The 22858-nt window shown below is 55.8% G+C and carries 28 protein-coding genes; all 28 read left to right on the top strand.

The features are described 5' to 3' along the window. Window positions 1-84: 84 nt before the first annotated feature. The 28 genes from rpoB to secY all read left to right on the top strand — a co-directional run bounded on the left by rpoB (window position 85) and on the right by secY (window position 22857). Window positions 85-4173 carry a DNA-directed RNA polymerase subunit beta gene (rpoB, locus tag F6A13_RS01915; RefSeq protein ID WP_126604539.1) on the top strand — a complete coding sequence of 1363 codons (4089 nt, stop codon included), beginning with the start codon at window positions 85-87 and terminating at the stop codon, window positions 4171-4173. Window positions 4174-4206: 33 nt separating this feature from the next. Then, window positions 4207-8361 (top strand): DNA-directed RNA polymerase subunit beta', encoded by a 4155-nt coding sequence (gene rpoC, locus F6A13_RS01920; protein WP_126604538.1) that lies wholly within the window; start codon window positions 4207-4209, stop codon window positions 8359-8361. A 109-nt stretch (window positions 8362-8470) separates the two neighbouring features. Next, on the top strand, window positions 8471-8842 hold the full coding sequence (rpsL, locus tag F6A13_RS01925) for a 30S ribosomal protein S12 (protein WP_010641426.1): 372 nt from the start codon (window positions 8471-8473) through the stop codon (window positions 8840-8842). Window positions 8843-8868: 26 nt separating this feature from the next. After that, window positions 8869-9339 carry a 30S ribosomal protein S7 gene (rpsG, locus tag F6A13_RS01930; RefSeq protein WP_064220035.1) on the top strand — a complete coding sequence of 157 codons (471 nt, stop codon included), beginning with the start codon at window positions 8869-8871 and terminating at the stop codon, window positions 9337-9339. Between the two features lie 32 nt (window positions 9340-9371). Beyond that, entirely contained in the window at window positions 9372-11471 is a 2100-nt protein-coding gene (fusA, locus tag F6A13_RS01935) for an elongation factor G (RefSeq protein ID WP_126604537.1), read from the top strand. Between the two features lie 20 nt (window positions 11472-11491). Continuing rightward, window positions 11492-12682 carry an elongation factor Tu gene (gene tuf / locus F6A13_RS01940; protein WP_113527398.1) on the top strand — a complete coding sequence of 397 codons (1191 nt, stop codon included), beginning with the start codon at window positions 11492-11494 and terminating at the stop codon, window positions 12680-12682. Continuing rightward, window positions 12682-12990 (top strand): 30S ribosomal protein S10, encoded by a 309-nt coding sequence (rpsJ, locus tag F6A13_RS01945; protein WP_012536086.1) that lies wholly within the window; start codon window positions 12682-12684, stop codon window positions 12988-12990. The genes tuf and rpsJ overlap by 1 nt, the downstream gene beginning before the upstream one ends. 17 nt (window positions 12991-13007) lie before the next feature. Next, window positions 13008-13640, top strand: coding sequence for a 50S ribosomal protein L3 (gene rplC / locus F6A13_RS01950; protein WP_126604536.1), 633 nt, complete (start codon window positions 13008-13010; stop codon window positions 13638-13640). Window positions 13641-13650: 10 nt separating this feature from the next. Continuing rightward, complete coding sequence (rplD, locus tag F6A13_RS01955; protein WP_113527400.1) at window positions 13651-14268, top strand: 50S ribosomal protein L4; 618 nt, start codon at window positions 13651-13653, stop codon at window positions 14266-14268. Further along, on the top strand, window positions 14265-14558 hold the full coding sequence (gene rplW / locus F6A13_RS01960; RefSeq protein WP_113527401.1) for a 50S ribosomal protein L23: 294 nt from the start codon (window positions 14265-14267) through the stop codon (window positions 14556-14558). The genes rplD and rplW overlap by 4 nt, the downstream gene beginning before the upstream one ends. A gap of 16 nt (window positions 14559-14574) precedes the next feature. Next, on the top strand, window positions 14575-15399 hold the full coding sequence (gene rplB / locus F6A13_RS01965; protein ID WP_113527402.1) for a 50S ribosomal protein L2: 825 nt from the start codon (window positions 14575-14577) through the stop codon (window positions 15397-15399). Window positions 15400-15417: 18 nt separating this feature from the next. After that, window positions 15418-15693, top strand: a complete 276-nt coding sequence (gene rpsS, locus F6A13_RS01970) for a 30S ribosomal protein S19 (protein WP_009565435.1) — start codon at window positions 15418-15420, stop codon at window positions 15691-15693. Window positions 15694-15704: 11 nt separating this feature from the next. After that, window positions 15705-16040, top strand: coding sequence for a 50S ribosomal protein L22 (gene rplV / locus F6A13_RS01975; protein ID WP_113527403.1), 336 nt, complete (start codon window positions 15705-15707; stop codon window positions 16038-16040). A gap of 7 nt (window positions 16041-16047) precedes the next feature. Then, window positions 16048-16710, top strand: coding sequence for a 30S ribosomal protein S3 (rpsC, locus tag F6A13_RS01980; protein WP_009565437.1), 663 nt, complete (start codon window positions 16048-16050; stop codon window positions 16708-16710). A 12-nt stretch (window positions 16711-16722) separates the two neighbouring features. Then, window positions 16723-17139 (top strand): 50S ribosomal protein L16, encoded by a 417-nt coding sequence (gene rplP, locus F6A13_RS01985; RefSeq protein WP_113527404.1) that lies wholly within the window; start codon window positions 16723-16725, stop codon window positions 17137-17139. After that, complete coding sequence (rpmC, locus tag F6A13_RS01990; RefSeq protein WP_009569559.1) at window positions 17136-17333, top strand: 50S ribosomal protein L29; 198 nt, start codon at window positions 17136-17138, stop codon at window positions 17331-17333. Before rplP ends, rpmC begins: the two co-directional genes overlap by 4 nt. Beyond that, the gene (gene rpsQ, locus F6A13_RS01995; RefSeq protein ID WP_113527406.1) at window positions 17330-17605 is read left to right on the top strand and encodes a 30S ribosomal protein S17; all 276 of its coding nucleotides are present in this window, start codon (window positions 17330-17332) and stop codon (window positions 17603-17605) included. The genes rpmC and rpsQ overlap by 4 nt, the downstream gene beginning before the upstream one ends. Further along, a complete protein-coding gene (gene rplN / locus F6A13_RS02000; RefSeq protein ID WP_012536089.1) occupies window positions 17602-17970 on the top strand; it encodes a 50S ribosomal protein L14 in 369 nt (122 codons plus the stop codon). The genes rpsQ and rplN overlap by 4 nt, the downstream gene beginning before the upstream one ends. A 9-nt stretch (window positions 17971-17979) precedes the next feature. After that, window positions 17980-18300 (top strand): 50S ribosomal protein L24, encoded by a 321-nt coding sequence (rplX, locus tag F6A13_RS02005; protein WP_113527444.1) that lies wholly within the window; start codon window positions 17980-17982, stop codon window positions 18298-18300. A gap of 14 nt (window positions 18301-18314) precedes the next feature. Beyond that, entirely contained in the window at window positions 18315-18857 is a 543-nt protein-coding gene (rplE, locus tag F6A13_RS02010; RefSeq protein WP_126604535.1) for a 50S ribosomal protein L5, read from the top strand. Between the two features lie 13 nt (window positions 18858-18870). Then, on the top strand, window positions 18871-19056 hold the full coding sequence (locus F6A13_RS02015; RefSeq protein ID WP_012536091.1) for a type Z 30S ribosomal protein S14: 186 nt from the start codon (window positions 18871-18873) through the stop codon (window positions 19054-19056). A 9-nt stretch (window positions 19057-19065) separates the two neighbouring features. Further along, the gene (gene rpsH, locus F6A13_RS02020; protein ID WP_009568793.1) at window positions 19066-19461 is read left to right on the top strand and encodes a 30S ribosomal protein S8; all 396 of its coding nucleotides are present in this window, start codon (window positions 19066-19068) and stop codon (window positions 19459-19461) included. Window positions 19462-19474: 13 nt separating this feature from the next. Beyond that, complete coding sequence (gene rplF / locus F6A13_RS02025; protein ID WP_113527408.1) at window positions 19475-19999, top strand: 50S ribosomal protein L6; 525 nt, start codon at window positions 19475-19477, stop codon at window positions 19997-19999. 18 nt (window positions 20000-20017) lie between these two features. Continuing rightward, window positions 20018-20371, top strand: a complete 354-nt coding sequence (gene rplR / locus F6A13_RS02030) for a 50S ribosomal protein L18 (RefSeq protein WP_113527409.1) — start codon at window positions 20018-20020, stop codon at window positions 20369-20371. Between the two features lie 12 nt (window positions 20372-20383). Next, window positions 20384-20914, top strand: a complete 531-nt coding sequence (gene rpsE, locus F6A13_RS02035) for a 30S ribosomal protein S5 (protein ID WP_113527410.1) — start codon at window positions 20384-20386, stop codon at window positions 20912-20914. Beyond that, window positions 20907-21092, top strand: a complete 186-nt coding sequence (rpmD, locus tag F6A13_RS02040; RefSeq protein WP_113527411.1) for a 50S ribosomal protein L30 — start codon at window positions 20907-20909, stop codon at window positions 21090-21092. The genes rpsE and rpmD overlap by 8 nt, the downstream gene beginning before the upstream one ends. Continuing rightward, window positions 21089-21526, top strand: a complete 438-nt coding sequence (rplO, locus tag F6A13_RS02045) for a 50S ribosomal protein L15 (protein ID WP_113527412.1) — start codon at window positions 21089-21091, stop codon at window positions 21524-21526. Before rpmD ends, rplO begins: the two co-directional genes overlap by 4 nt. Beyond that, window positions 21526-22857, top strand: coding sequence for a preprotein translocase subunit SecY (gene secY, locus F6A13_RS02050; RefSeq protein ID WP_113527413.1), 1332 nt, complete (start codon window positions 21526-21528; stop codon window positions 22855-22857). Before rplO ends, secY begins: the two co-directional genes overlap by 1 nt. Window position 22858: the final 1 nt, after the last annotated feature.

Below are 22858 nucleotides of genomic sequence, written 5' to 3' on the forward strand. Positions count from 1 at the left end.
AAAGCGCTGCCAGCCCCTCATTGTTTGCGGAAAGCAGCTTTAACCGCTGATCCCTGAACCATGCAGTCGTCGCGCGGAGCATCCATGGCCTACTCTTTTACTGAAAAGAAACGGATTCGTAAAGACTTTGGCAAAAGCCAGAGCATTCTTGCTGTGCCATATCTGCTGGCTACGCAGATGGATTCCTACCGGGAGTTTCTCCAGGAGTCGGTACCCCCGGCGGCGCGAAAGGAAACGGGTTTAGAAGCTGTTTTCCGTTCGGTTTTTCCGATGGAAAGTTATTCCGGCAACGCAATGCTGGATTATGTTTCCTACCGCCTGGAAAAACCGGTGTTTGATGTGGTGGAGTGCCGCCAGCGCGGGCTGACCTACTGTGCCGGTTTACGGGTACGTTTGCGTCTGGCGGTGATGGAAAAAGACGACACCACTGGCGCCAAAAGAGTCAAAGACGTGAAGGAGCAGGACGTCTATATGGGCGAACTGCCGCTGATGACGGAGCACGGTTCCTTCGTGATTAACGGCACGGAGCGCGTCATCGTCTCGCAGTTGCATCGTTCGCCCGGCGTTTTCTTCGATCATGATCGCGGCAAGACCCATTCTTCGGGAAAGCTCCTCTTTAACGCGCGCATCATTCCTTACCGGGGTTCGTGGTTGGATTTCGAGTTTGACCCCAAGGATCACGTTTATGCGCGCATCGATCGCCGTCGTAAGTTGCCGGCGACGACGCTGCTGCGTGCGCTGGGCTACAGTACCCAGGATATTCTTGAGATGTTCTTTGATATGGAGACCTTTCGCCTGATCGACGGCGATCTGCGCTATGTGCTGATCCCGCAGCGTCTACAGGGCGAAGTGGCGGCGTTTGATATCATCAGCCCGGAAACCGGCGAAGTGCTGGTACAGACCGGTAAGCGAATTACGGTGCGCCAAACCAGGGCGCTCTCCGAGGTTCAGGGTCTGCATGAGATTCCCGTGCCGGATAGCTTCCTTCTGGGCAAGGTCGTCGCCCGGGATATCGTTCATCCTGAAACCGGCGAAGTGGTGGTACAGGCCAATGAGCCCGTCAGCGGTGAGCTTCTGGACGCTCTGCGAAAAATGCCGTCACTCACACTGCATACGCTCTATCTGAATGAACTGGATCGTGGGCCTTATATTTCAGAAACGTTGCGTATCGACACGTCACGTGATGCGCACGACGCCCAGATGGAAATCTATCGGCTGATGCGTCCGGGCGAACCGCCGACGAAGGATGCGGCGCAAAACCTGTTCCAGGGACTGTTCTTCAGTCCCGATCGCTATGACCTGTCGGCCGTAGGCCGCATGAAGTTCAATCGTCGGGTGGGACGCGATGAGATTACCGGTCCTGGCATACTGAATGATGCGGATATCATCGCAGTACTCAGGGTACTGGTCGCCCTGCGTAACGGTGTGGGGGAGATCGACGATATCGATCATCTCGGTAACCGGCGCGTGCGCTCGGTTGGTGAGTTGATGGAAAATCAATTTCGGCTTGGTCTGGTGCGTGTGGAAAGGGCCGTCAAGGACCGTCTTGCGCTCGCCGAGAGCGAGGGCCTCACGCCTCAGGATCTGATCAATGCAAAACCCATTGCGGCAGTGGTCAACGAGTTCTTCGGCTCCAGCCAGCTTTCCCAGTTCATGGATCAGACCAACCCACTTTCCGAGGTCACCCACAAGCGGCGTGTCTCGGCTTTGGGGCCGGGCGGCCTGACCCGGGAACGTGCGGGTTTCGAGGTGCGTGACGTACATCCGACGCACTACGGCCGGATCTGCCCCATTGAAACGCCGGAAGGCCCGAATATCGGACTGATCAACAGTCTATCGTGCTACGCGCGGACGAATTCCTACGGGTTTCTCGAAACGCCGTATCGACGCGTCGTCGATCGCCGCACCACCGACGAGGTGGAATATCTGTCGGCGATTGAAGAAGGCAATTATATGATTGCCCAGGCAAACTCGACGGTGGACGAGCACGGCGTGCTGACCGACGAACTGGTGTCCTGCCGTTTCAAGAACGAGTTCACTCTGGCAAACCCGGATCAGGTTCAGTTCATGGATATCTCGCCGCGGCAGATCGTCTCGGTGGCGGCGAGTATGATCCCGTTCCTGGAGCATGATGACGCCAATCGCGCCCTCATGGGTTCCAACATGCAACGCCAAGCGGTGCCGACGGTGCGTTCCGATGCACCGATGGTGGGTACGGGCATGGAACGGGTGGTCGCCATCGATTCCGGCGCGGCCGTCGTCGCCCGGCGTGGTGGCGTGGTGGATATCGTTGATGGTGCCCGTATCGTCATTCGGGTCAGTGATGAGGAAACCCTGCCGGAAGAGCCCGGCGTGGATATCTACAACCTCGTCAAGTACGCGCGTTCCAACCAGAACACCACCCTGAATCAGCGCCCCGTGGTCAAGGTCGGCGATGTGGTGAGTCGTGGCGACGTACTGGCCGATGGGCCGAGCACGGAGATGGGTGAACTGGCACTCGGCCAGAACATTCTAGTCGCCTTTATGCCCTGGAATGGCTATAACTTCGAGGATTCCATCCTGATCTCGGAACGGGTCGTAGCAGAAGACCGCTATACCACGATTCATATCGAGGAGTTTTCGGTCTTCGCCCGCGACACCAAACTGGGGCCGGAAGAAATCACCCGGGATATTCCCAACGTCGCCGAAGGTGCCTTACGTCATCTGGATGAGTCGGGTATTGTCGTAATCGGTGCGGAGCTAGCGCCGGGTGACATTCTCGTCGGCAAGGTCACGCCCAAGGGCGAGACTCAGCTGACGCCGGAAGAGAAGCTTCTGCGGGCAATCTTCGGTGAAAAGGCCTCCGACGTGAAAGATAACTCCATGCGAATGCCTGCCGGTATGTATGGCACGGTGATCGACGTGCAGGTCTTTACCCGCGATGGTATCGAGAAGGATGCCCGTGCCAAGTCCATTGAAGAACATGAACTTGCACGGATCCGTAAGGATCTCAATGATCAGTATCGCATCGTCGAGGAAGACAGCTATCAGCGGATTGAGCGTCAGCTGATCGGTAAGGTTGCCGAGGGCGGTCCCAACGGCCTGGCGGCCGGAAACAAGGTGACCAAGGCTTATCTGAAAGACTTGCCGCGTGCTAAATGGTTTGAGATCCGTTTGCGCTCGGAAGAGAGTAACGAGTCTCTGGAACAGATCCGTGCGCAGCTCGAGGAACAACGCCAGCGTCTCGATGCGGTGCTCGAAGAAAAGCGGCGCAAGCTGACCCAAGGGGATGATCTGAGCCCGGGCGTTCTGAAGATGGTTAAAGTGCATGTGGCCATAAAAAGGCACCTGCAACCCGGAGACAAAATGGCGGGCCGCCATGGGAATAAGGGCGTGGTCTCCAAGATCGTGCCGGTGGAAGACATGCCCTATCTTGCCGATGGTACATCGGTGGATATCGTGCTCAATCCTCTGGGTGTACCGTCCCGTATGAACGTGGGACAGATCCTCGAAACCCATCTGGGATGGGCTGCCAAGGGGCTGGGCAAGAAGATCGGCGCGATGCTGGACAGTGAGATGGCAATGGCGGAGCTGCGCGCTTTCCTTGCGGAAATCTACAACCGATCTGGCAAGAAAGAGGATCTCGACAGCCTGACAGACCAGGAAATTCGCGAGCTTGCCGCGAATCTTCGTGGTGGCGTGCCCATGGCGACCCCGGTCTTTGATGGTGCCTCCGAAGAAGAGATCGGCGATATGCTGGAGTTGGCCGGCTTGCCGCGCAGCGGCCAGGTCACGCTGTATGACGGACGAAGCGGTGATGCCTTTGATCGCCAGGTGACGGTGGGTTATCTCTATATGCTCAAGCTCCATCACCTGGTGGATGACAAGATGCATGCCCGTTCCACAGGTCCCTACAGTCTGGTTACCCAGCAGCCTTTAGGTGGTAAGGCGCAGTTCGGCGGCCAGCGCTTCGGTGAAATGGAGGTGTGGGCGTTGGAGGCCTATGGCGCGGCATACACCCTGCAGGAAATGCTCACCGTGAAGTCGGACGACGTAAGCGGGCGCAGCAAGATGTATGAGTCCATCGTCAAGGGTGATTTCCGCATGGATGCCGGAATGCCGGAGTCTTTCAACGTGTTGTTGAAAGAACTGCGTTCTTTGGGTATCGATATTGAACTGGAACAGTCCAAGTAAAATTTCCGCCCGTGGCGGGCAAGGATGGATGCGTTGAAAGACTTACTGAAGCTCTTCAAACAAAACGATCAGCAGGAAGAATTCGATGCGATTCGGATCGGTATCGCGTCTCCGGATAAGGTGCGGTCATGGTCTTTCGGTGAGGTAAAAAAACCCGAGACGATTAATTATCGGACCTTCAAACCGGAACGCGAAGGCTTGTTCTGTGCCAAGATCTTTGGGCCGATCAAGGACTACGAGTGCCTCTGCGGCAAGTACAAGCGCCTGAAACACCGCGGCGTGGTCTGCGAAAAATGCGGTGTTGAGGTAACCCAGGCGAGGGTCCGCCGCGAGCGGATGGGACACATTGAACTTGCCAGCCCTGTCGCCCACATCTGGTTCCTCAAATCTCTGCCGAGTCGTATGGGCATGATTCTCGATATGCCGCTGCGTGATATCGAGCGGGTCCTCTATTTTGAAGCGTATGTGGTCGTTGATCCGGGGGTGACCGCGCTGGAACGCGGGAACATCCTTACCGAAGACCAGTACCTGGACGCCCTGGAAGAGCATGGGGATGAGTTTACGGCAAAAATGGGCGCAGAGGGTATTCGTGACCTGCTGCGTGGCATACCCCTGGCTCAGGAAATTGAGCAGATCCGCAATGAACTGCGAGAGAGCAACTCCGACACAAAGACCAAGAAGCTCAGCAAGCGGTTGAAGATCCTGGAGGCCTTTGAACAGTCTGGCAATCGTCCCGAATGGATGATCATGGAAGTGCTTCCGGTGCTGCCCCCGGACCTGCGGCCCCTGGTGCCACTGGATGGCGGCCGTTTTGCAACCTCTGATCTCAACGATCTCTACCGGCGGGTCATCAATCGTAACAACCGGCTCAAGCGCCTGCTGGAACTAAAGGCGCCGGACATCATCGTGCGCAACGAAAAACGCATGTTGCAGGAAGCCGTAGACGCGCTGCTCGATAACGGTCGGCGTGGACGTGCCATCTCGGGACCCAATAAACGCCCGCTCAAGTCGCTTGCGGATATGATCAAGGGCAAGCAGGGTCGCTTCCGTCAGAATCTGCTGGGTAAACGGGTGGACTACTCCGGCCGCTCGGTTATCGTCGTCGGACCTGAACTGCGCCTGCACCAGTGCGGTTTGCCGAAGAAGATGGCCCTGGAGTTGTTCAAGCCATTCATTTTCAACAAGTTGGAAGAGCGCGGGCTGGCGACCACCATCAAGGCCGCCAAGCGTTTGGTCGAGCAGGAAAAACCGGAAGTCTGGGATATCCTTGAAGAGGTGATTCGCGAACATCCGGTCATGCTGAACCGCGCGCCAACCTTGCATCGCCTGGGTATCCAGGCCTTTGAACCGGTCCTGATCGAAGGCAAGGCCATCCAACTGCATCCACTGGTATGTGCGGCATACAATGCGGATTTTGACGGTGATCAGATGGCTGTGCACGTCCCGCTGTCGCTGGAGGCGCAGTTGGAAGCCCGGACCCTGATGATGTCCACCAACAATATTCTCAGCCCGGCCAATGGTGAGCCCGTTATCGTCCCGTCCCAGGACATCGTCCTCGGACTCTACTACGTCAGCCAGGAGCGGGCCGACGCCAAGGGCACGGGCGGGGTCTTCGCGGATACGGCAGAGGTGCGGCGCGCCTATGAAACGGGCAACCTGGGTCTGCATGCCCGTATCACCGTGCGCTTTCGCGGTGAGCGTATCGATACCACGGCAGGACGCGCCCTGCTCGGGGATATTCTCCCCGAGGGGCTGCCGTTCAGTGTCATCAACCGGGTACTGAAGAAGAAGGTGATCGGCGAACTTATCAATACCTGTTACCGGCGTTTGGGTATCAAGGATACGGTTATCTTTGCGGATCAGTTGATGTATACCGGCTTCCGTATGGCGACACGCGCAGGCATTTCCTTTGGTGCCGGGGATATGGTCACGCCGCTGGAAAAAGAGGGCATCCTGGCGCGGTCCGAAGATGAGGTCAAAGCCATTCAGGCCCAATACACCTCGGGTCTGGTGACCGAGGGTGAACGTTATAACAAGGTCGTCGACATCTGGTCGCGGGCTACCGACGAAGTTGCCAAAGCCATGATGGATCGAGTCAGTAAGGATACCGTGTACCTCCCGGACGGCAGTTCGGTGCAGCAGGATTCGTTCAACTCGATCTTTATGATGGCGGATTCCGGCGCCCGAGGTTCGGCGGCGCAGATTCGCCAGCTTGCAGGCATGCGCGGCCTGATGGCGAAGCCCGACGGTTCTATTATCGAGACTCCCATCACCGCAAATTTCCGTGAAGGGCTCAACGTCCTGCAATACTTCATTTCCACCCATGGTGCCCGCAAGGGACTTGCAGATACCGCGCTGAAAACCGCCAACTCCGGCTATTTAACCCGGCGTCTGGTAGACGTTACCCAGGATCTGGTGGTGGTCGAGACCGATTGTGGATCGGAGGAAGGCCTGCCCATGACCTCCCTCGTCGAGGGCGGTGAGATCATCGAACCTCTGCGCGATCGCGTGCTGGGTCGTGTAGTTGCGGAGGATGTGGTCCACCCCAACACCGGTGAGATTGTCATCCTCCGCAATACGCTGCTGACAGAGCGGCATCTCGGTCAGTTGGACGAACTGGGCGTGGATGCACTGAAGGTGCGTTCGCCCCTGACCTGCCGGTCACGCCATGGGGTCTGTGCACTGTGTTATGGGCGTGACCTGGCACGTGGGCATCTAGTCAACGCGGGTGAGGCAGTCGGCGTTATCGCCGCGCAATCCATTGGTGAACCGGGTACCCAGCTCACCATGCGTACTTTCCACATCGGTGGTGCGGCCAGTCGTTCTGCTGCGCAAAGCAGTATCGATATCAAACAGGGCGGGGTTTTTCGTTATCAGCCAAACCTTCGTCTGGTTACGCACAGCAGTGGACGCCACGTAGTGGTGGGCCGGAATGGGGAGGTGACCGTCACTGACGAACAAGGCCGGGAAAAAGAGCGTTACAAGGTGCCCTATGGTGCCACCATTCTGGTGGATGACAACGCCGCGGTCACCGCGGGCCGTCGGGTCGCGGAATGGGATCCGCATACGCGGCCCATTGTCAGCGAGGTCGGCGGCAAAATTTCTCTGAAAGATGCGGTGGAAGGCGCGAGCGTAGCCATCCAGACCGACGAGATCACCGGGCTGTCGACACTCGTCGTCATCGACGCCAAACAACGGCCACCCCAGGGACGGGATTTGCGCCCGGTGATCAGCCTGCTGGACGAGCACGGCCAGGACCTGAAGCTGCCCGGTACGGACCTGCCCGCACGCTATTTCCTGCCGGCAAAGGCGATTATCGCGGTGCACGAAGGTATGGAAATTCATCCCGGAGATATTCTGGCACGTCTGCCGGTGGGTACCACAAAGACGCGCGACATTACCGGTGGTCTGCCCCGTGTGGCGGAGCTGTTCGAGGCCCGGCGTCCCAAGGACTTCGCTGTTATCGCGGAGCACGAGGGCATCATCGGCTTCGGGAAAGACACAAAGGGCAAGCAGCGACTGATCATCACCGACGAGAGCGGGGAACAGCATGAATATCTGATTCCCAAGGGGCGCCATGTGACCGTGTACGAAGGGGAGCGGGTCAGCCCGGGTGAGCAGCTTGTCGAAGGCCAGCCGGTTCCGCACGATATCCTGCGTGTGCTGGGTGTGCAGGCTCTCGCCAACTACATCGTAGATGAGGTGCAGGACGTATACCGTCTGCAGGGCGTGCGTATCAATGATAAGCACATCGAAGTCATTCTGCGCCAGATGCTGCGTAGGGTCGAAGTGACGTCCAGCGGGGACAGTACCTTTATTCCCGGAGACCAGGTGGATCGGGCACGGGTGGAAGATGAAAGCATCGCGCTGGAAGCCGCCGGCAAAGAACTGCCGCGTTTCACTCCGATGTTGCTGGGTATCACCAAGGCAAGCCTGTCTACCGAATCGTTCATCTCGGCGGCAAGCTTCCAGGAAACCACCCGCGTACTCACTGAGGCTGCAGTATCCGGCAAGGCAGACGACTTGCGCGGCCTCAAGGAAAACGTCATTGTCGGACGTTTGATTCCTGCAGGAACGGGCCTGGCCTACCATGAGCATCGCCGACGGCTGAGTCGGGGTGAATCTGCCCTTTCCCTGGAGACCGCGGTGCCGCGCGATATGCCGGTATCGGTGAGCGATATGCCGTAATTTGTTGTATGACTGGGGCTTGCCTTGACAGCCAGGGCAAGCCTAACTAGAATGCGCCCTCTCATCGGTGAGAGGGCTGGGTGCCCCCATCGTACTCTGGAGATTGTAAATGCCCACATTAAATCAGCTCGTGCGCAAGCCACGTAAGCGGCCTGTAGCCAAAAGCAAGGTTCCGGCGTTGGACGCCAACCCGCAGAAGCGCGGCGTGTGTACCCGTGTTTACACGACGACACCTAAAAAGCCCAACTCGGCATTGCGTAAAGTCGCCCGTGTGCGTCTCACCAATGGTTTTGAGGTCAGCAGTTATATTCCCGGTGAAGGGCATAACCTGCAGGAGCACTCCGTGGTACTGATTCGCGGCGGTCGTGTCAAGGATCTTCCCGGTGTACGCTATCATATCGTGCGTGGCACCCTGGATACTGCCGGTGTCAAAAACCGTAAACAGTCGCGTTCCAAGTATGGCGCCAAGCGTCCAAAGTAAATATTTATTGAAGGAGTTGTTGCGCCATGCCAAGACGTCGTGAAGTCCCCAAGCGGATTGTTCTGCCGGATCCCAAGTACAAGGAAGAGGTCATTGCCAAATTTGCCAACGTGATGATGCGTGATGGCAAAAAAAGCACTGCCGAAAAAATCGTTTACGGTGCATTGGAAATGGTTGCGGAGCGGAGCAAAAGCGACGCCCTCGAAATTTTTCGTAAGGCTATCGACAACGTGCGCCCGGTCGTGGAAGTGAAAAGCCGTCGCGTCGGAGGTGCCACTTACCAAGTACCCGTCGAGATCCGTTCGGACCGGCGCATGGCGTTGGCTATGCGTTGGCTGCGTGACTCAGCGCGTAAACGGAACGAAAAGTCCATGGGTAACCGACTGGCGGCGGAAATTCTCGAAGCGGCGGAAAATCGCGGCAACGCGGTTCGTAAGCGTGAGGAGACCCATCGTATGGCAGAAGCGAATAAGGCCTTTGCCCATTTCCGCTGGTAATTGACAGCAACCCTCCGCACAAGGACTGACACGTGGCACGCACAACCCCTATCGAACGCTATCGCAATATCGGCATCATGGCGCACATTGATGCCGGCAAAACGACTACCACTGAGCGCATTCTGTTCTACACTGGCGTCTCTCATAAGATTGGCGAGGTGCATGAAGGTACCGCGGTCATGGACTGGATGGCGCAGGAGCAAGAGCGCGGTATCACCATTACCTCTGCGGCAACTACCTGCTTCTGGAAAGGTATGGATGGGCAGCGTGCCGAGCACCGGATCAACATCATCGACACCCCCGGACACGTCGACTTCACTATCGAGGTGGAACGGTCCCTGCGGGTGTTGGATGGCGCCATGGCGGTATTTTGTGCGGTGGGTGGCGTGCAGCCGCAGTCCGAGACCGTATGGCGGCAGGCAAACAAGTACAAGGTGCCCCGTATTGCGTTCGTCAACAAAATGGATCGCCAGGGTGCCAACTTCAAGCGCGTTGTCGATCAGATCGCGACCAAGCTGCGCGGTAACCCTGTCCCGGTTCAGTTGCCCATCGGTGAGGAAGATCACTTCAGCGGTGTCATCGACCTGATGAAGATGAAGTCCATCAACTGGGATGATGCGTTGCAGGGCACGCGATTTACCGAAGAAGATATTCCCCCTGCCTTGCAAGCGGACGCAGAAGCGGCACGGCACTTCATGGTCGAAGCGATTGCGGACGCCGACGAAGACGTGATGATGAAATATCTGGAAGGTGAGGAAATCAGCATTCCAGAATTGCGGGCGGCCTTGCGCAAGGCGACGATTTCCGGCGCCGTGGTTCCGGTGTTGTGCGGAAGCGCCTTCAAGAACAAAGGGGTACAGGCAGCATTGGACGCAGTATTGGACTATCTGCCGTCGCCTGTTGATATCAAGCCGGTGGAAGGTACGAATCCCGACAATGGCGAAGTAATCGTCCGTTCCGCTGATGACAGCGAACCTTTCTCCGCGCTCGCGTTTAAAATCGCGACGGATCCGTTTGTCGGGCAACTCACCTTTTTTCGGGTGTATTCCGGGGTGCTCACCGCGGGTTCCACGGTCCTCAACCCGGGGCGTAACCAAAAGGAGCGTATCGGGCGCGTGCTGCAGATGCATGCCAATGAACGCCATGAAATCAAAGAGGTGCTTGCTGGCGATATCGCCGCCGCCGTCGGCCTCAAAACAGCTTATACCGGAGATACGCTCTGTGACTTGAATAAGCCCATTGCTCTGGAGCAGATGGAGTTTCCCGAGCCGGTGATTCATGTCGCGGTCGAACCAAAGACCAAGGCGGACCAGGAAAAGATGGGCATTGCTCTGGGGAAGCTTGCGCAGGAGGATCCATCGTTTCGGGTCCGTACCGATCAGGAATCCGGGCAGACCATCATCTCCGGTATGGGCGAGCTGCATCTGGAAATCATCGTCGACCGCATGAAGCGTGAGTTCGGGGTTGAAGCTACTGTCGGTGCGCCGCAGGTGGCGTATCGCGAAACGATCCGCAAGACGGTCGAGTCGGAAGGCAAGTTCGTGCGCCAGTCAGGCGGTCGTGGTCAATACGGACATGTCTGGTTGCGCCTTGAACCCCTCGAGCCGGGAAGCGGTTTTGTATTCGAAAACGGGGTGGTTGGCGGTACGGTGCCCAAGGAGTTCATCGGTCCGACGCAGAAAGGTGTTGAAGAAGCGCTGGAAAATGGTATCATTGCCGGCTTCCCTGTGGTGGACGTCAAGGTCACCATTTTTGACGGTTCATATCATGATGTCGACTCCTCAGAGGCGGCATTCAAGATCGCGGGGTCCATGGGTTTCAAGGCGGGCGCAGCCAAGGCGAATCCTATACTGCTGGAACCCATCTTTGCCGTAGAGGTAGTAACTCCGGAAGAATATATGGGTGACATCATCGGCGACATCAATAGTCGTCGCGGCATGATGCAGGGTATGGAAGACGAGGCGGGCGCCAAGCTGATCCGCTGCGAAGTGCCTCTGGCGGAGATGTTCGGATATGCGACGACGGTACGTTCGCTTTCCCAGGGCCGCGCCACCTATACCATGCAGTTTGAGAAGTATATGGAAGTCCCCGGCCATGTGGCCGAGGCCATTGTCAAGAAAAGTCAGCGCTAGTCGTAACGGGAGAGTTCAAGATGTCCAAAGGGAAATTTGAGCGGACGAAGCCGCATGTCAACGTGGGAACGATTGGTCACGTGGACCATGGCAAGACCACATTAACGGCGGCGCTGACGAAGGTGTTGTCGGCGAAGTTTGGCGGAGAGATTCGCGCCTATGATCAGATAGACAATGCGCCGGAAGAGCGGGCGCGAGGGATCACGATAGCGACCTCGCACGTGGAATACGAGACCGCGAATCGTCACTATGCCCATGTAGACTGTCCGGGTCATGCGGATTATGTGAAGAACATGATCACCGGGGCGGCGCAGATGGACGGTGCGATCCTGGTGTGTTCGGCAGCAGACGGCCCGATGCCCCAGACCCGTGAACATATTTTGCTTGCCCGTCAGGTGGGCGTTCCCTATATCGTCGTGTTTTTGAACAAGGCGGACATGGTGGATGACGCCGAGCTGCTGGAATTGGTGGAAATGGAAGTGCGTGAACTACTGTCCAAGTACGAGTTTCCCGGTGATGACATTCCGGTGATTATCGGCTCGGCGCTGAAGGCTCTGGAAGGGGATCAGAGCGACATCGGGGAGCCTGCGATTTTCCGTTTGGCGGATGCCATGGACAGCTACATCCCGATGCCCGAGCGTCCCATAGACAAACCCTTCCTGATGCCGATAGAAGACGTATTTTCGATTTCGGGTCGTGGCACCGTGGTGACCGGGCGTATTGAGCGTGGTGTGGTGAAGATTGGCGATGAAATCGAGATTATCGGCATTCACAACACCGCCAAGAGCATTGTCACCGGCGTAGAGATGTTCCGCAAGATTCTGGATCAGGGGCAGGCCGGAGACAATGTCGGGGTACTGCTGCGCGGCACGAAGAAAGATGACGTAGAGCGTGGTCAGGTACTGGCCAAGCCTGGCAGCATCAAACCGCATACGCGTTTTGAAGCGGAAGTATATGTGTTGTCGAAAGAGGAAGGTGGTCGACACACGCCGTTTTTCAACGGGTACCGCCCGCAGTTTTACTTTCGTACGACGGACGTAACGGGTGCGGTGGAATTACCGGAAGGTGTGGAGATGGTGATGCCGGGAGACAACATATTGTTCAAGGTTGCGTTGATTGCGCCGATTGCGATGGAGGAAGGTCTACGTTTCGCGGTACGCGAAGGCGGCCGTACCGTTGGCGCCGGCGTCGTCTCCAAGGTGGTCGAATAATGGACAGTTCCAAGATTCGCATCCGCCTTAAATCATATGATTATCGCATGCTTGATATTTCCGCTGCGGAAATCGTAGAAACCGCGCGCCGGACCGGTGCACGTGTTTGTGGCCCGATTCCCCTTCCCACAAAAATCGAACGCTTTACGGTTTTGCGTTCGCCGCATGTGGATAAAAATGCGCGTGATCAGTTTGAACAACGTACGCACAAACGCTTACTAGATATTCTCGATCCCAACGACAAGACGGTGGATGCCCTGATCAAACTGGATCTGGCGGCTGGCGTCGATGTCGAGATCAAGCTGTAATTATAAAGGACGATACAATGGTAATGGGCCTGATCGGACGGAAAGTAGGTATGACGCGCATCGTTGCAGATGACGGGCGTGTGTTGCCGGTAACCGTCATCCATGTGGCGCCGAATACGGTGGCACAGGTTAAAGATATCGCCACTGACGGTTACTGTGCAGTGCAGGTGGCAACCGGTACGCGCCGTCCACAGCGAGTAACCTCTGCTGTGGCAGGACACTTTCGTAAAAGTGGCATTGCTCCCGGGCGGCTATTACGAGAATTCCGCGTGGCAGATACTGCTAATTATACGTGCGGTATGGACATCGATCTGGACATTTTCGCTGAAGGGCAGCGCGTGGATGTGTCGGGCGTGAGCAAGGGTAAAGGCTTCGCCGGCGCCATCAAGCGCCATAATTTCCGGAGTAACCGCGCGAGTCATGGTAACTCCCTGTCCCACCGTGCACCGGGATCCATCGGTTGTCGCCAGACGCCGGGCCGCGTGTTCAAGGGCAAGAAAATGGCCGGACACCTGGGCGCAGAACAGGTCACAACACTCAATCTTGAGTTGGTACGTATCGATGCCAATCGTCGCCTGCTCATGATCAAGGGTGCCGTCCCTGGTGCGCGAGACGGGGACGTGATGATTCGTCCCGCCGTGCGTGGTTAGGAGAAGAACAATGCAAGTGCAAAGCTTGGAAGTGACCACCGGGAAAAGTAGCGAAATCGAGATCGCCGATGGTGTTTTTGGTGTGCCTTATAATGAGGCGTTGCTGCATCAGGTGGTGGTAGCCCAGATGGCCGGCATGCGTTCGGCCAACGCCGTACAGAAGAATCGTGCGGCAGTGCGTGGTGGCGGACGTAAACCCTGGAAACAGAAAGGTACGGGGCGGGCTCGCGCGGGCAGCATTCGTAGCCCGATCTGGCGCGGTGGTGGGCGAGCTTTTCCCGGCGGAAATGAAAACTACACGCAGAAGGTCAACAAGAAAATGTGGGCCGGGGCAATGCGGACCGTACTAGCAGAATTGCTACGCCAGGGTCGTTTGCAAATCATTCAGCAGGAAGATTTCGGAGAACCACGAAGCCGCCTGGGTAGGGACTGGTTAAGTCGCGCAGGAGGAGATGATGTTCTGCTCGTCATGGGGGAAGTGCCGTTGAATCTTTTTCTGGGCTTGCGGAATTTTCCGAGAGTGGGTATCGCCGGATGGCAGGATGTCGGTCCTGCCGATCTGCTTCAATATGGCCGAGTATTACTGGATGTTGAAGCCGCAGCCAGGTTAGGTGAGGTGTATGGATGAACGCTGAGCGTAAGTATCTGGTCTTGCTGGCGCCTCTGATCAGTGAAAAAAGCACGATGGTGCAGCAGCAGGCGAATCAGTTCGTATTTAAGGTCGCCCGCGATGCCACGAAGCGCGAGATCAGGTCAGCAGTTGAAAAACTTTTTGAGGTTCAGGTTCTTTCTGTTCAAACCTGTAACTATCTGGGAAAGGAAAAGCGTGTAGGTCGCCATGTCGGGCGTCGCTCGTCATGGAAAAAAGCCTATGTACGGCTGGCCGAGGGCAGCAGCATAGATTACGGCGTTGCCTGACGAAAAGGGATAACACATGGCACTGATTAAAACCAAACCGACCTCTGCAGGGCGGCGTTTCGTGGTAAAAACCGTCGACACACGTCTTCATAAAGGGAACCCGCATTCCGCGCTGGTGGAGGTGCAATCTCATAGTGGCGGTCGCAACAATCTTGGGCGGGTTACTCGGCGGCACCAGGGCGGCGGACACAAGTCCCATTATCGGCTGGTGGATTTTAAGCGTAATAAACTAGACATACCTGGCAAGGTAGAACGCTTGGAATACGATCCCAATCGCTCCGCTCATATTGCGTTGATTTGTTATGTCGACGGTGAGCGTCGCTATATCCTCGCGGCAAAAGGCATGTCTGTCGGTGATCCGGTGCTTTCTGCTGAGCAGACGCCCATAAAGCCCGGTAACTGTATGCCGCTTCGCGGTATCCCGGTGGGATCAGTGGTTCATAATGTTGAGATGCGGCCAGGCAAGGGCGGACAGATCGCCAGATCCGCTGGTGCATCGGTTCAGCTCATGGCCCGTGATGGCGATTACGCCCAACTGCGCTTGCGCTCTGGTGAAGTTCGCAGAATTCATGTATCCTGCCGCGCTACTATAGGTGAGGTGGGCAATGAAGAACACGGATCTCGTCAGTTGGGAAAGGCGGGAGCAACGCGCTGGCGGGGTGTGCGGCCAACAGTTCGCGGTGTGGCGATGAATCCGGTTGACCATCCACATGGTGGTGGCGAAGGCCGCACTTCGGGTGGCCGCCACCCAGTATCGCCGTGGGGCCAACCGACCAAGGGTTACCGTACTCGTAGAAACAAGCGTACGAGTAATATGATTGTGCGTCGTCGTTCGCGTTAGTGGTTAAGGGGATTTCACGTGCCACGTTCGATTAAAAAAGGTCCGTTCATTGATGAACATCTGGACCGCAAAGTGCAGAGTGCTCAGGCGAGTAACAGCCGTCGGCCGATCAAAACATGGTCGCGCCGTTCGACGATTACACCTGATTTCATTGGATTGACCATTAGCGTTCATAACGGCCGTCAGCATATCCCGGTAGTCGTTAACGAGAATATGGTGGGTCATAAGCTCGGTGAATTTGCTTTGACGCGGACCTTCAAGGGCCACGTCGCTGACAAGAAAGCCAAGCGCTAAAGGGGGGAATGATGAAATCATCAGCCGTGCTTAAAGGATTACAGATGTCACCCCAGAAGGCGCGTCTTGTCGCAGATCTGGTACGCGGACAGCCGGTGGAGAAGGCGTTGGAGATTCTGCGTTTCACTACTAAAAAGGCCGCCTTGCCCATTCGTAAGTGTTTGGAATCGGCGATCGCGAACGCCGAGAATAACGAAGGCGCCGATGTCGACGCCTTGGTGGTCGAGCAGATCATGATTGATGGTGGTGCCGTACTGAAGCGGTTCGCGGCTAGAGCGAAAGGTCGCGGCTCGCGGATTCTGAAGCGCACCAGCCATATCACCGTTGTAGTTGCAGAGGTTTACTGAGGAACCTATGGGACAAAAAACCAATCCAATCGGACTGCGTCTGGGAATCATTAAGAATTGGAATTCCCGGTGGTATGGCAAAAGCGACTTCCAGGAGAAGCTGCTTGAAGATATCAAGGTCCGGCAGTTTATTCGGGAGCGACTTGCTGGCGGGGCGGTTTCTGACATTATTATTGAGCGCCCAGCGCGTAGTGCGCGCATTACCGTACATACCGCCCGACCGGGTATTGTGATCGGTAAAAAGGGCGAAGATATTGAAAAGCTTCGGCATGACGTGCAAAAGCGCATGGGGGTTCCCGTGCATATCAATGTGGAGGAAATCCGCAAGCCTGAGCTGGACGCGCAGTTGGTGGCAGAAAGCGTAGCGCAGCAACTCGTCCGTCGTATCATGTTCCGGCGGGCCATGAAGCGCGCTGTTACCAACGCCATGCGTTTCGGTGCATTAGGCATGCGCATTAACTGTGCCGGTCGTTTGGGTGGGGCTGAAATTGCCCGTACTGAATGGTATCGAGAGGGTCGCGTTCCGCTTCACACGTTGCGCGCTGATATTGACTACGGTTTCGCCGAGGCCAACACCACCTACGGAATCATTGGGGTGAAGGTATGGATTTTCAAAGGTGAAATCCTGGAGTGGAGCACGGCACAAACGGCCGCTGCCCGCCAGAAGTGACGGGAGTTTCCGATGCTGCAGCCAAAACGTACAAAATTTCGTAAACAACACAAGGGGCGTAACCGCGGTATCGCGACGCGCGGAAGCAAAGTGAGCTTTGGTGAGTTCGGCCTCAAGGCTGTTGGTCGCGGCCGTATTACTGCGCGTCAGCTTGAAGCCGCACGGCGCGCCATCAGTCGTCATGTGAAACGGGGCGGGCGCATCTGGATACGTATTTTCCCGGACAAACCAATCAGTAAAAAGCCTGCCGAGGTGCGTATGGGCAAGGGTAAAGGCAACCCGGAATATTGGGTGGCGCTGATTCAGCCTGGCAAGGTGCTTTATGAAATGGAAGGTGTAACGGAAGAGATTGCGCGTGAAGCATTCGCGCTGGGTGCGGCTAAGCTTCCAGTGCAGACGGCATTTGTAAGTAGACGGGTGATGGGATGAAAGCTCAGGCAGTTCAGAAACTTGATTTAGCAGGTTGTCAGGCTCAATTGTTGGTCCTTTTGGAAGAGCAATTCAGATTGCGGATGCAACATGCAACCGGGCAATTGGCCAAGACGTCCCGTTTACGCACTGTGCGTCGTGATATTGCGCGCGTACGGACAGCCATTACCGTGAAGAAGGAAGCGCACTCATGACCGAGGCGAAAAGTCCGCGTAGTCTGGTTGGTACGGTAGTCAGCAACCTGATGGATAAAAGTATAGTGGTGAATGTTGAACGTCGCATTCAGCATCCACTTTATAAAAAATATATTCGGCGGTCCAAGAAATTTCACGCCCATGATGCAGAAAATATCTGCCATATCGGAGATATTGTAAAAATCGAGGAGTGTCGCCCGTTATCAAAAACCAAAAGTTGGCGTTTGGTAAGCGTGCTCGCCGAAGGCGTCGTAGAGGGAGATAACGCATGATACAGACACAGACAAGGCTCAATGTCGCGGACAACAGCGGCGCGCGAGAAGTGATGTGTATTAAGGTGCTTGGCGGTTCACATCGGCGTTATGCGGATATCGGCGACGTGATCAAGGTCAGCATCAAGGATGCGGTGCCGCGCGGCAAGGTTAAAAAAGGCGACGTATACAACGCGCTCGTGGTGCGCACCCGTAAGGGCGTGCGCCGGGAAGATGGATCCCTGATTCGCTTTGACAGTAACGCCGCAGTGCTTCTGAATAATCAATTGCAACCTATTGGGACACGTATTTTTGGCCCGGTTACGCGTGAACTGCGCGGGGCTAATTTTATGAAGATCATTTCTTTGGCGCCGGAAGTGTTGTAGGGGATGACCATGTTGAAGGTACGTAAGGATGATGAGGTTGTGGTTCTTGCCGGCAAAGACAAGGGTAAACGCGGTAAGGTGCTCAAGGTGCTGGGGGAGGACTCGCGGGTGCTGGTTGAAAAGGTGAACATGATCAAACGCCACGTTCGTCCGGATCGCATGGGTAAGGCGGGCGGCATCGTGGAGAAAGAAGCGCCTATTCACGTATCCAACGTGGCAATTTTCAACGCCGCAACTGGCGGCGGGGATCGCATCGGCTATAAAGTGCTTGAGGATGGGCAGAAAGTGCGTGTTTTTAAGAGCAACGGCGAAGTTATCGGCCGCCGTTAAGCAAGGGAAATCATATGGAAGCACGTTTACATGCGTTGTATAAAACCTCCATTGCGCCCAAACTGATGCAGGAGTTTGGCTTCAGTAGTGTCATGGAAGTGCCAAAATTGCTTAAGATCACTCTGAACATGGGGGTCGGCGAGGCGGTTGGCGATAAAAAAGTGCTGGACGCCGCGGTGGGGGACATGACCAGGATTGCGGGGCAGAAGCCGGTAGTCACGCGTGCGCGAAAGTCTGTGGCGGCATTTAAAATTCGCGAAGGCTATCCGATTGGATGTATGGTGACGTTGCGGGGGATCGTGATGTACGAGTTTTTAGATCGCCTCGTCAGTGTCGCTATCCCCCGAATTCGGGACTTTCGCGGGCTTTCGCCGAAGTCTTTTGATGGGCGTGGAAATTATACGATGGGCGTGAAAGAGCAGATCATATTCCCGGAAATCGAATATGACAAAATCGATCGTTTGCGCGGGTTGGACGTGGTGTTTACCACCACCGCCAAGAATGATGAAGAGGGCCTTGGGCTGTTGAAAGCCTTCAAGATGCCCTTCCGGCCTTGAAGGAGTTTGACGCGTGGCAAAGAAATCGTTAATCGCAAAGTCTGAAAGGACTCCAAAATTTAAAGTGCGTGCGTATCACCGGTGCAAATTGTGCGGGCGTTCACGCGGTTACTATCGGAAGTTCGGCTTGTGCCGTCTATGCTTTCGTAAGCATGCGTCGGCTGGGTCAATTCCCGGTATCGTTAAAGCGAGCTGGTGAGGAAACACGATGAGCGTGACGGATCCTATTGCTGATATGCTGACGCGCATTCGTAATGCGCAACAAGTAAATAAGGCGAAAGTGCGGATGCCCGCTTCTAAGCTGAAACGTGCGATCGCACGAGTTCTGGTGGAAGAAGGCTATATTCAGGAAGTAAAAGAGGACGTCGCGAACGGTCACCCCGTTCTCGATCTGACTTTGAAGTATTATGCTGGTGCGGGTGTGATCGCTGAAATTCGGCGAGTTAGCCGACCTGGTGTTCGCGTTTACCGTGGTGCGGAAGATTTGCCGCGCGTGCGTGACGGCTTCGGTATTGCCATTATCTCAACGTCTCAGGGAATTATGACCGATCGCGCGGCCCGCAGTGCCGGGATTGGTGGCGAAGTTCTCTGCGTCGTGTCCTGAGGAGGGAACGAAAATGTCTCGTGTAGCGAAACAACCAGTACCGCTGCCTAAGGGGGTTGAGGTCCATGTTGCAGATCAACGCCTGGTGGTAAAAGGCCCTAAGGGCGAAATGTCCGTTCCTTTTCATCCTGCGGTGGAGTTGCGGATAGATGACGGCAGCGCGTCACTGACATGGTCGGATAACCAGAATGCCCAAGCGGGAACCATGCGCGCCATATTGAGCAATATGGTACAGGGTGTCTCCCAGGGCTATGAACAAAAGCTGGAAATTATCGGCGTAGGTTACCGTGCCCAGGCGAAGGGCAAGACCCTCAGTTTGAGCCTCGGCTTTTCTCATCCCGTGGACTATCCGGTGCCAGATGATATCACCATCGAGACACCGACTCAGACAGAGATTGTCATTCGGGGAATCGATAAACAGAAAATCGGGCAGATCGCTGCAGATATCCGTGCCTATCGTCCTCCGGAGCCCTACAAGGGTAAGGGCGTGCGTTATGCGGGAGAAAATGTCAGACGTAAAGAAGCGAAGAAGAAATAATGGTTGAGGCTTACTACTATGAATAAAAATTTGGCAAGGCTTCGTCGGGCGCGTAAAACGCGAGCACGTATTGCATCGCAGGCCAAACCGCGACTCTGTGTTTTTCGCTCGGGCAAGCATATTTACGCTCAGGTGATTGATGACACGCAGGGTAAGGTTCTGGCGCAGGCCTCCACCCTCGAGGGTGAGTTGCGTGCGTCAAAAGGGCGGGGTGCAGATGTGGCGGCAGCCGCAACAATCGGACAACGGGTTGCAGCGAAGGCATTGGCTGTGGGCGTTAAGGAAGTGGCATTTGACCGGAGCGGATATCGTTATCACGGTCGGGTGAGAGCTTTGGCCGACGCTGCCCGTGAAGGCGGGTTGTCGTTCTGATGGAGAGCTAAGATGGCACGGGAAAATCGCGATACGCAGCCCAATGACGGAATGCAGGAAAAATTAATTCATATCAACCGCGTTTCCAAGGTGGTTAAGGGTGGGCGGCAGTTTGGTTTCGCGGCGCTCATGGTCGTGGGGGACGGGGATGGAAAGGTTGGCTTTGGCCGCGGAAAGGCCAAAGAGGTGCCCGCGGGCATTCAAAAAGCTACCGATCAGGCCCGCCGCTGGATGACCAGCATACCGTTGATGCGGGGCGGCACGATTCCGTACCCGGTAGAGGGTCGTCACGGTGCAGCGCGGGTAATGTTGCGGCCAGCGCCGGAGGGTAGCGGTGTGATTGCGGGCGGTGCGATGCGTGCGGTTTGCGAGGCGGTAGGGTTGCGCAATGTAGTCGCCAAGTCGCTGGGTTCCAATAACCCCATCAATGTGGTTCGGGCGACCTTTGATGCCTTCAACAAACTGGTTAGCCCCCAGGTGATCGCGATGAAACGTGGTAAAAGTCTTAAGGAGATTCGCGAGCAAGGAGGACACGATGAGTAAACGTCTGCGTATCACGCTGGTAAAAAGTTTGATAGGCGTTGCTGAGAAACATCGTCGGGTCGTTGTCGGACTGGGCTTGCGCCACACCCATCACTCGGTGGAGCGTTTGGATACCCCGGAGATTCGAGGGATGGTAAACAAGGTTCCTTATCTGCTTCGCTGGGAAGAGTTGTCATGAAATTAAACACTATCTCGCCCGCAGAGGGCTCAAAGAAGGACCGCCGGCGTGTTGGGCGGGGTATCGGCAGCGGCTTCGGCAAGACGGCCGGGCGTGGTCATAAGGGCCAGCACGCGCGGTCCGGCGGTTACCATAAGGTAGGTTTTGAAGGCGGGCAGATGCCTTTGCAACGACGTATTCCCAAGCGTGGCTTTCGTAACACGTTGGGCGTTCGCGTCGTGGAGGTGGCGTTATCGCAATTGGAGTCTGCAGCCATTGACGGCGTGGTGGATTTGGAAGGTCTGCTACTGCGGCGCATCGTTCGCGGTTCACCCGATGCGGTCAAGGTTATATTGACCGGAGAAATCACTCAGGGGTTGACGGTGCGTGGTCTGCGAGTCAGCGCTGGTGCCAGGGCGGCTATCGAACAGGCCGGCGGAAAGGTGGAAGATTGATGGCTGGGTTACGTAGCATTGGAGGTGCCGCACAGGGTGCTGGTAAGATCAATGAGTTACGTAACCGTATCCTGTTTTTGCTGGGTGCGCTTCTGGTTTTTCGGGTGGGGGCGCATATCCCCGTGCCCGGAATCGACCCAGCGGCTATGGCGACGTTTTTTAATCAGCAACGGGGAACCATCCTTGGCATGTTCAACATGTTCTCCGGCGGGGCACTTTCCCGGCTGACGGTTTTTGCGTTAGGGATCATGCCCTATATCAGCGCATCCATTATTTTTCAGTTGGCGGGATCAGTTTTTCCGAAACTTGAGGAACTAAAAAAGGAAGGCGAGGCCGGGCGGCGCAAAATAACAGAGTATACACGTTATGCGACGGTCGTATTGGCGCTGATGCAAGGTCTGGGAATCGCCATCGCGATTGAGAAGATGCATGCCGGAAATGTCCCGGTTGTTATTAGCCCGGGCCCGCTATTCTTGTTCACCACAACCATTTCTTTGGCTTGTGGTACGGTTTTTTTGATGTGGATTGGGGAACAGATCACCGAGCGTGGAATCGGTAACGGTATTTCCATGATTATCTTCGCCGGCATTGTTGCCGGACTGCCGGATGCAATAGGGACGACCTTTGAACTGATGAAAACTGGTCAGTTTCAGCCACTATTTGTTGTGGCGCTCTTTGTGCTGGCGCTCGCTGTGACGGGATTTGTGGTGTTTATGGAGAGTGCGCAGAGACGTATTCCCATTCAGTACGCCAAACGGCAGGTCGGTCGCAAAGTATATGGTGGGCAGAGCACCCATATGCCGCTCAAGGTGAATATGTCCGGAGTAATTCCACCGATATTCGCATCCAGCATCATATTGCTGCCCGCGACTCTGTCAGGTTGGTTTGCGAATGTGCCAGGTATGGAGTGGTTGGCGCGCTTCGGTCAGGCGTTGAGTCCTGGTTCTGCTCTTTACGTTGTGGTGTTTACAACGGCGATCGTATTTTTTGCGTTTTTTTACACCGCCATGGTCTTTAATCCTCGGGAAACGGCGGACAACTTAAAAAAGTCCGGCGCTTTCGTACCAGGCATTCGACCAGGTGAGCATACGGCTAAGTATATGGATCGTATTCTTACCCGGCTTACGCTCTGGGGCGCCATATATCTGACCCTGGTTTGTTTGCTGCCGGAATTTCTCATTGTGCAGTACAATGTCCCATTCTATTTTGGCGGCACGAGTCTGCTGATCGTGGTCGTCGTGATGATGGACCTGATGGGCCAGATTCAGAGCCATTTGCTGACGCACCAGTACGAAGGGTTGATTCGCAAAAACCCTCTTGGCGGGCGGTGAG

The sequence above is a fragment of the Acidithiobacillus sp. 'AMD consortium' genome (assembly GCF_008926505.1).
In the GTDB taxonomy this organism is placed as follows: domain Bacteria; phylum Pseudomonadota; class Gammaproteobacteria; order Acidithiobacillales; family Acidithiobacillaceae; genus Acidithiobacillus; species Acidithiobacillus ferridurans.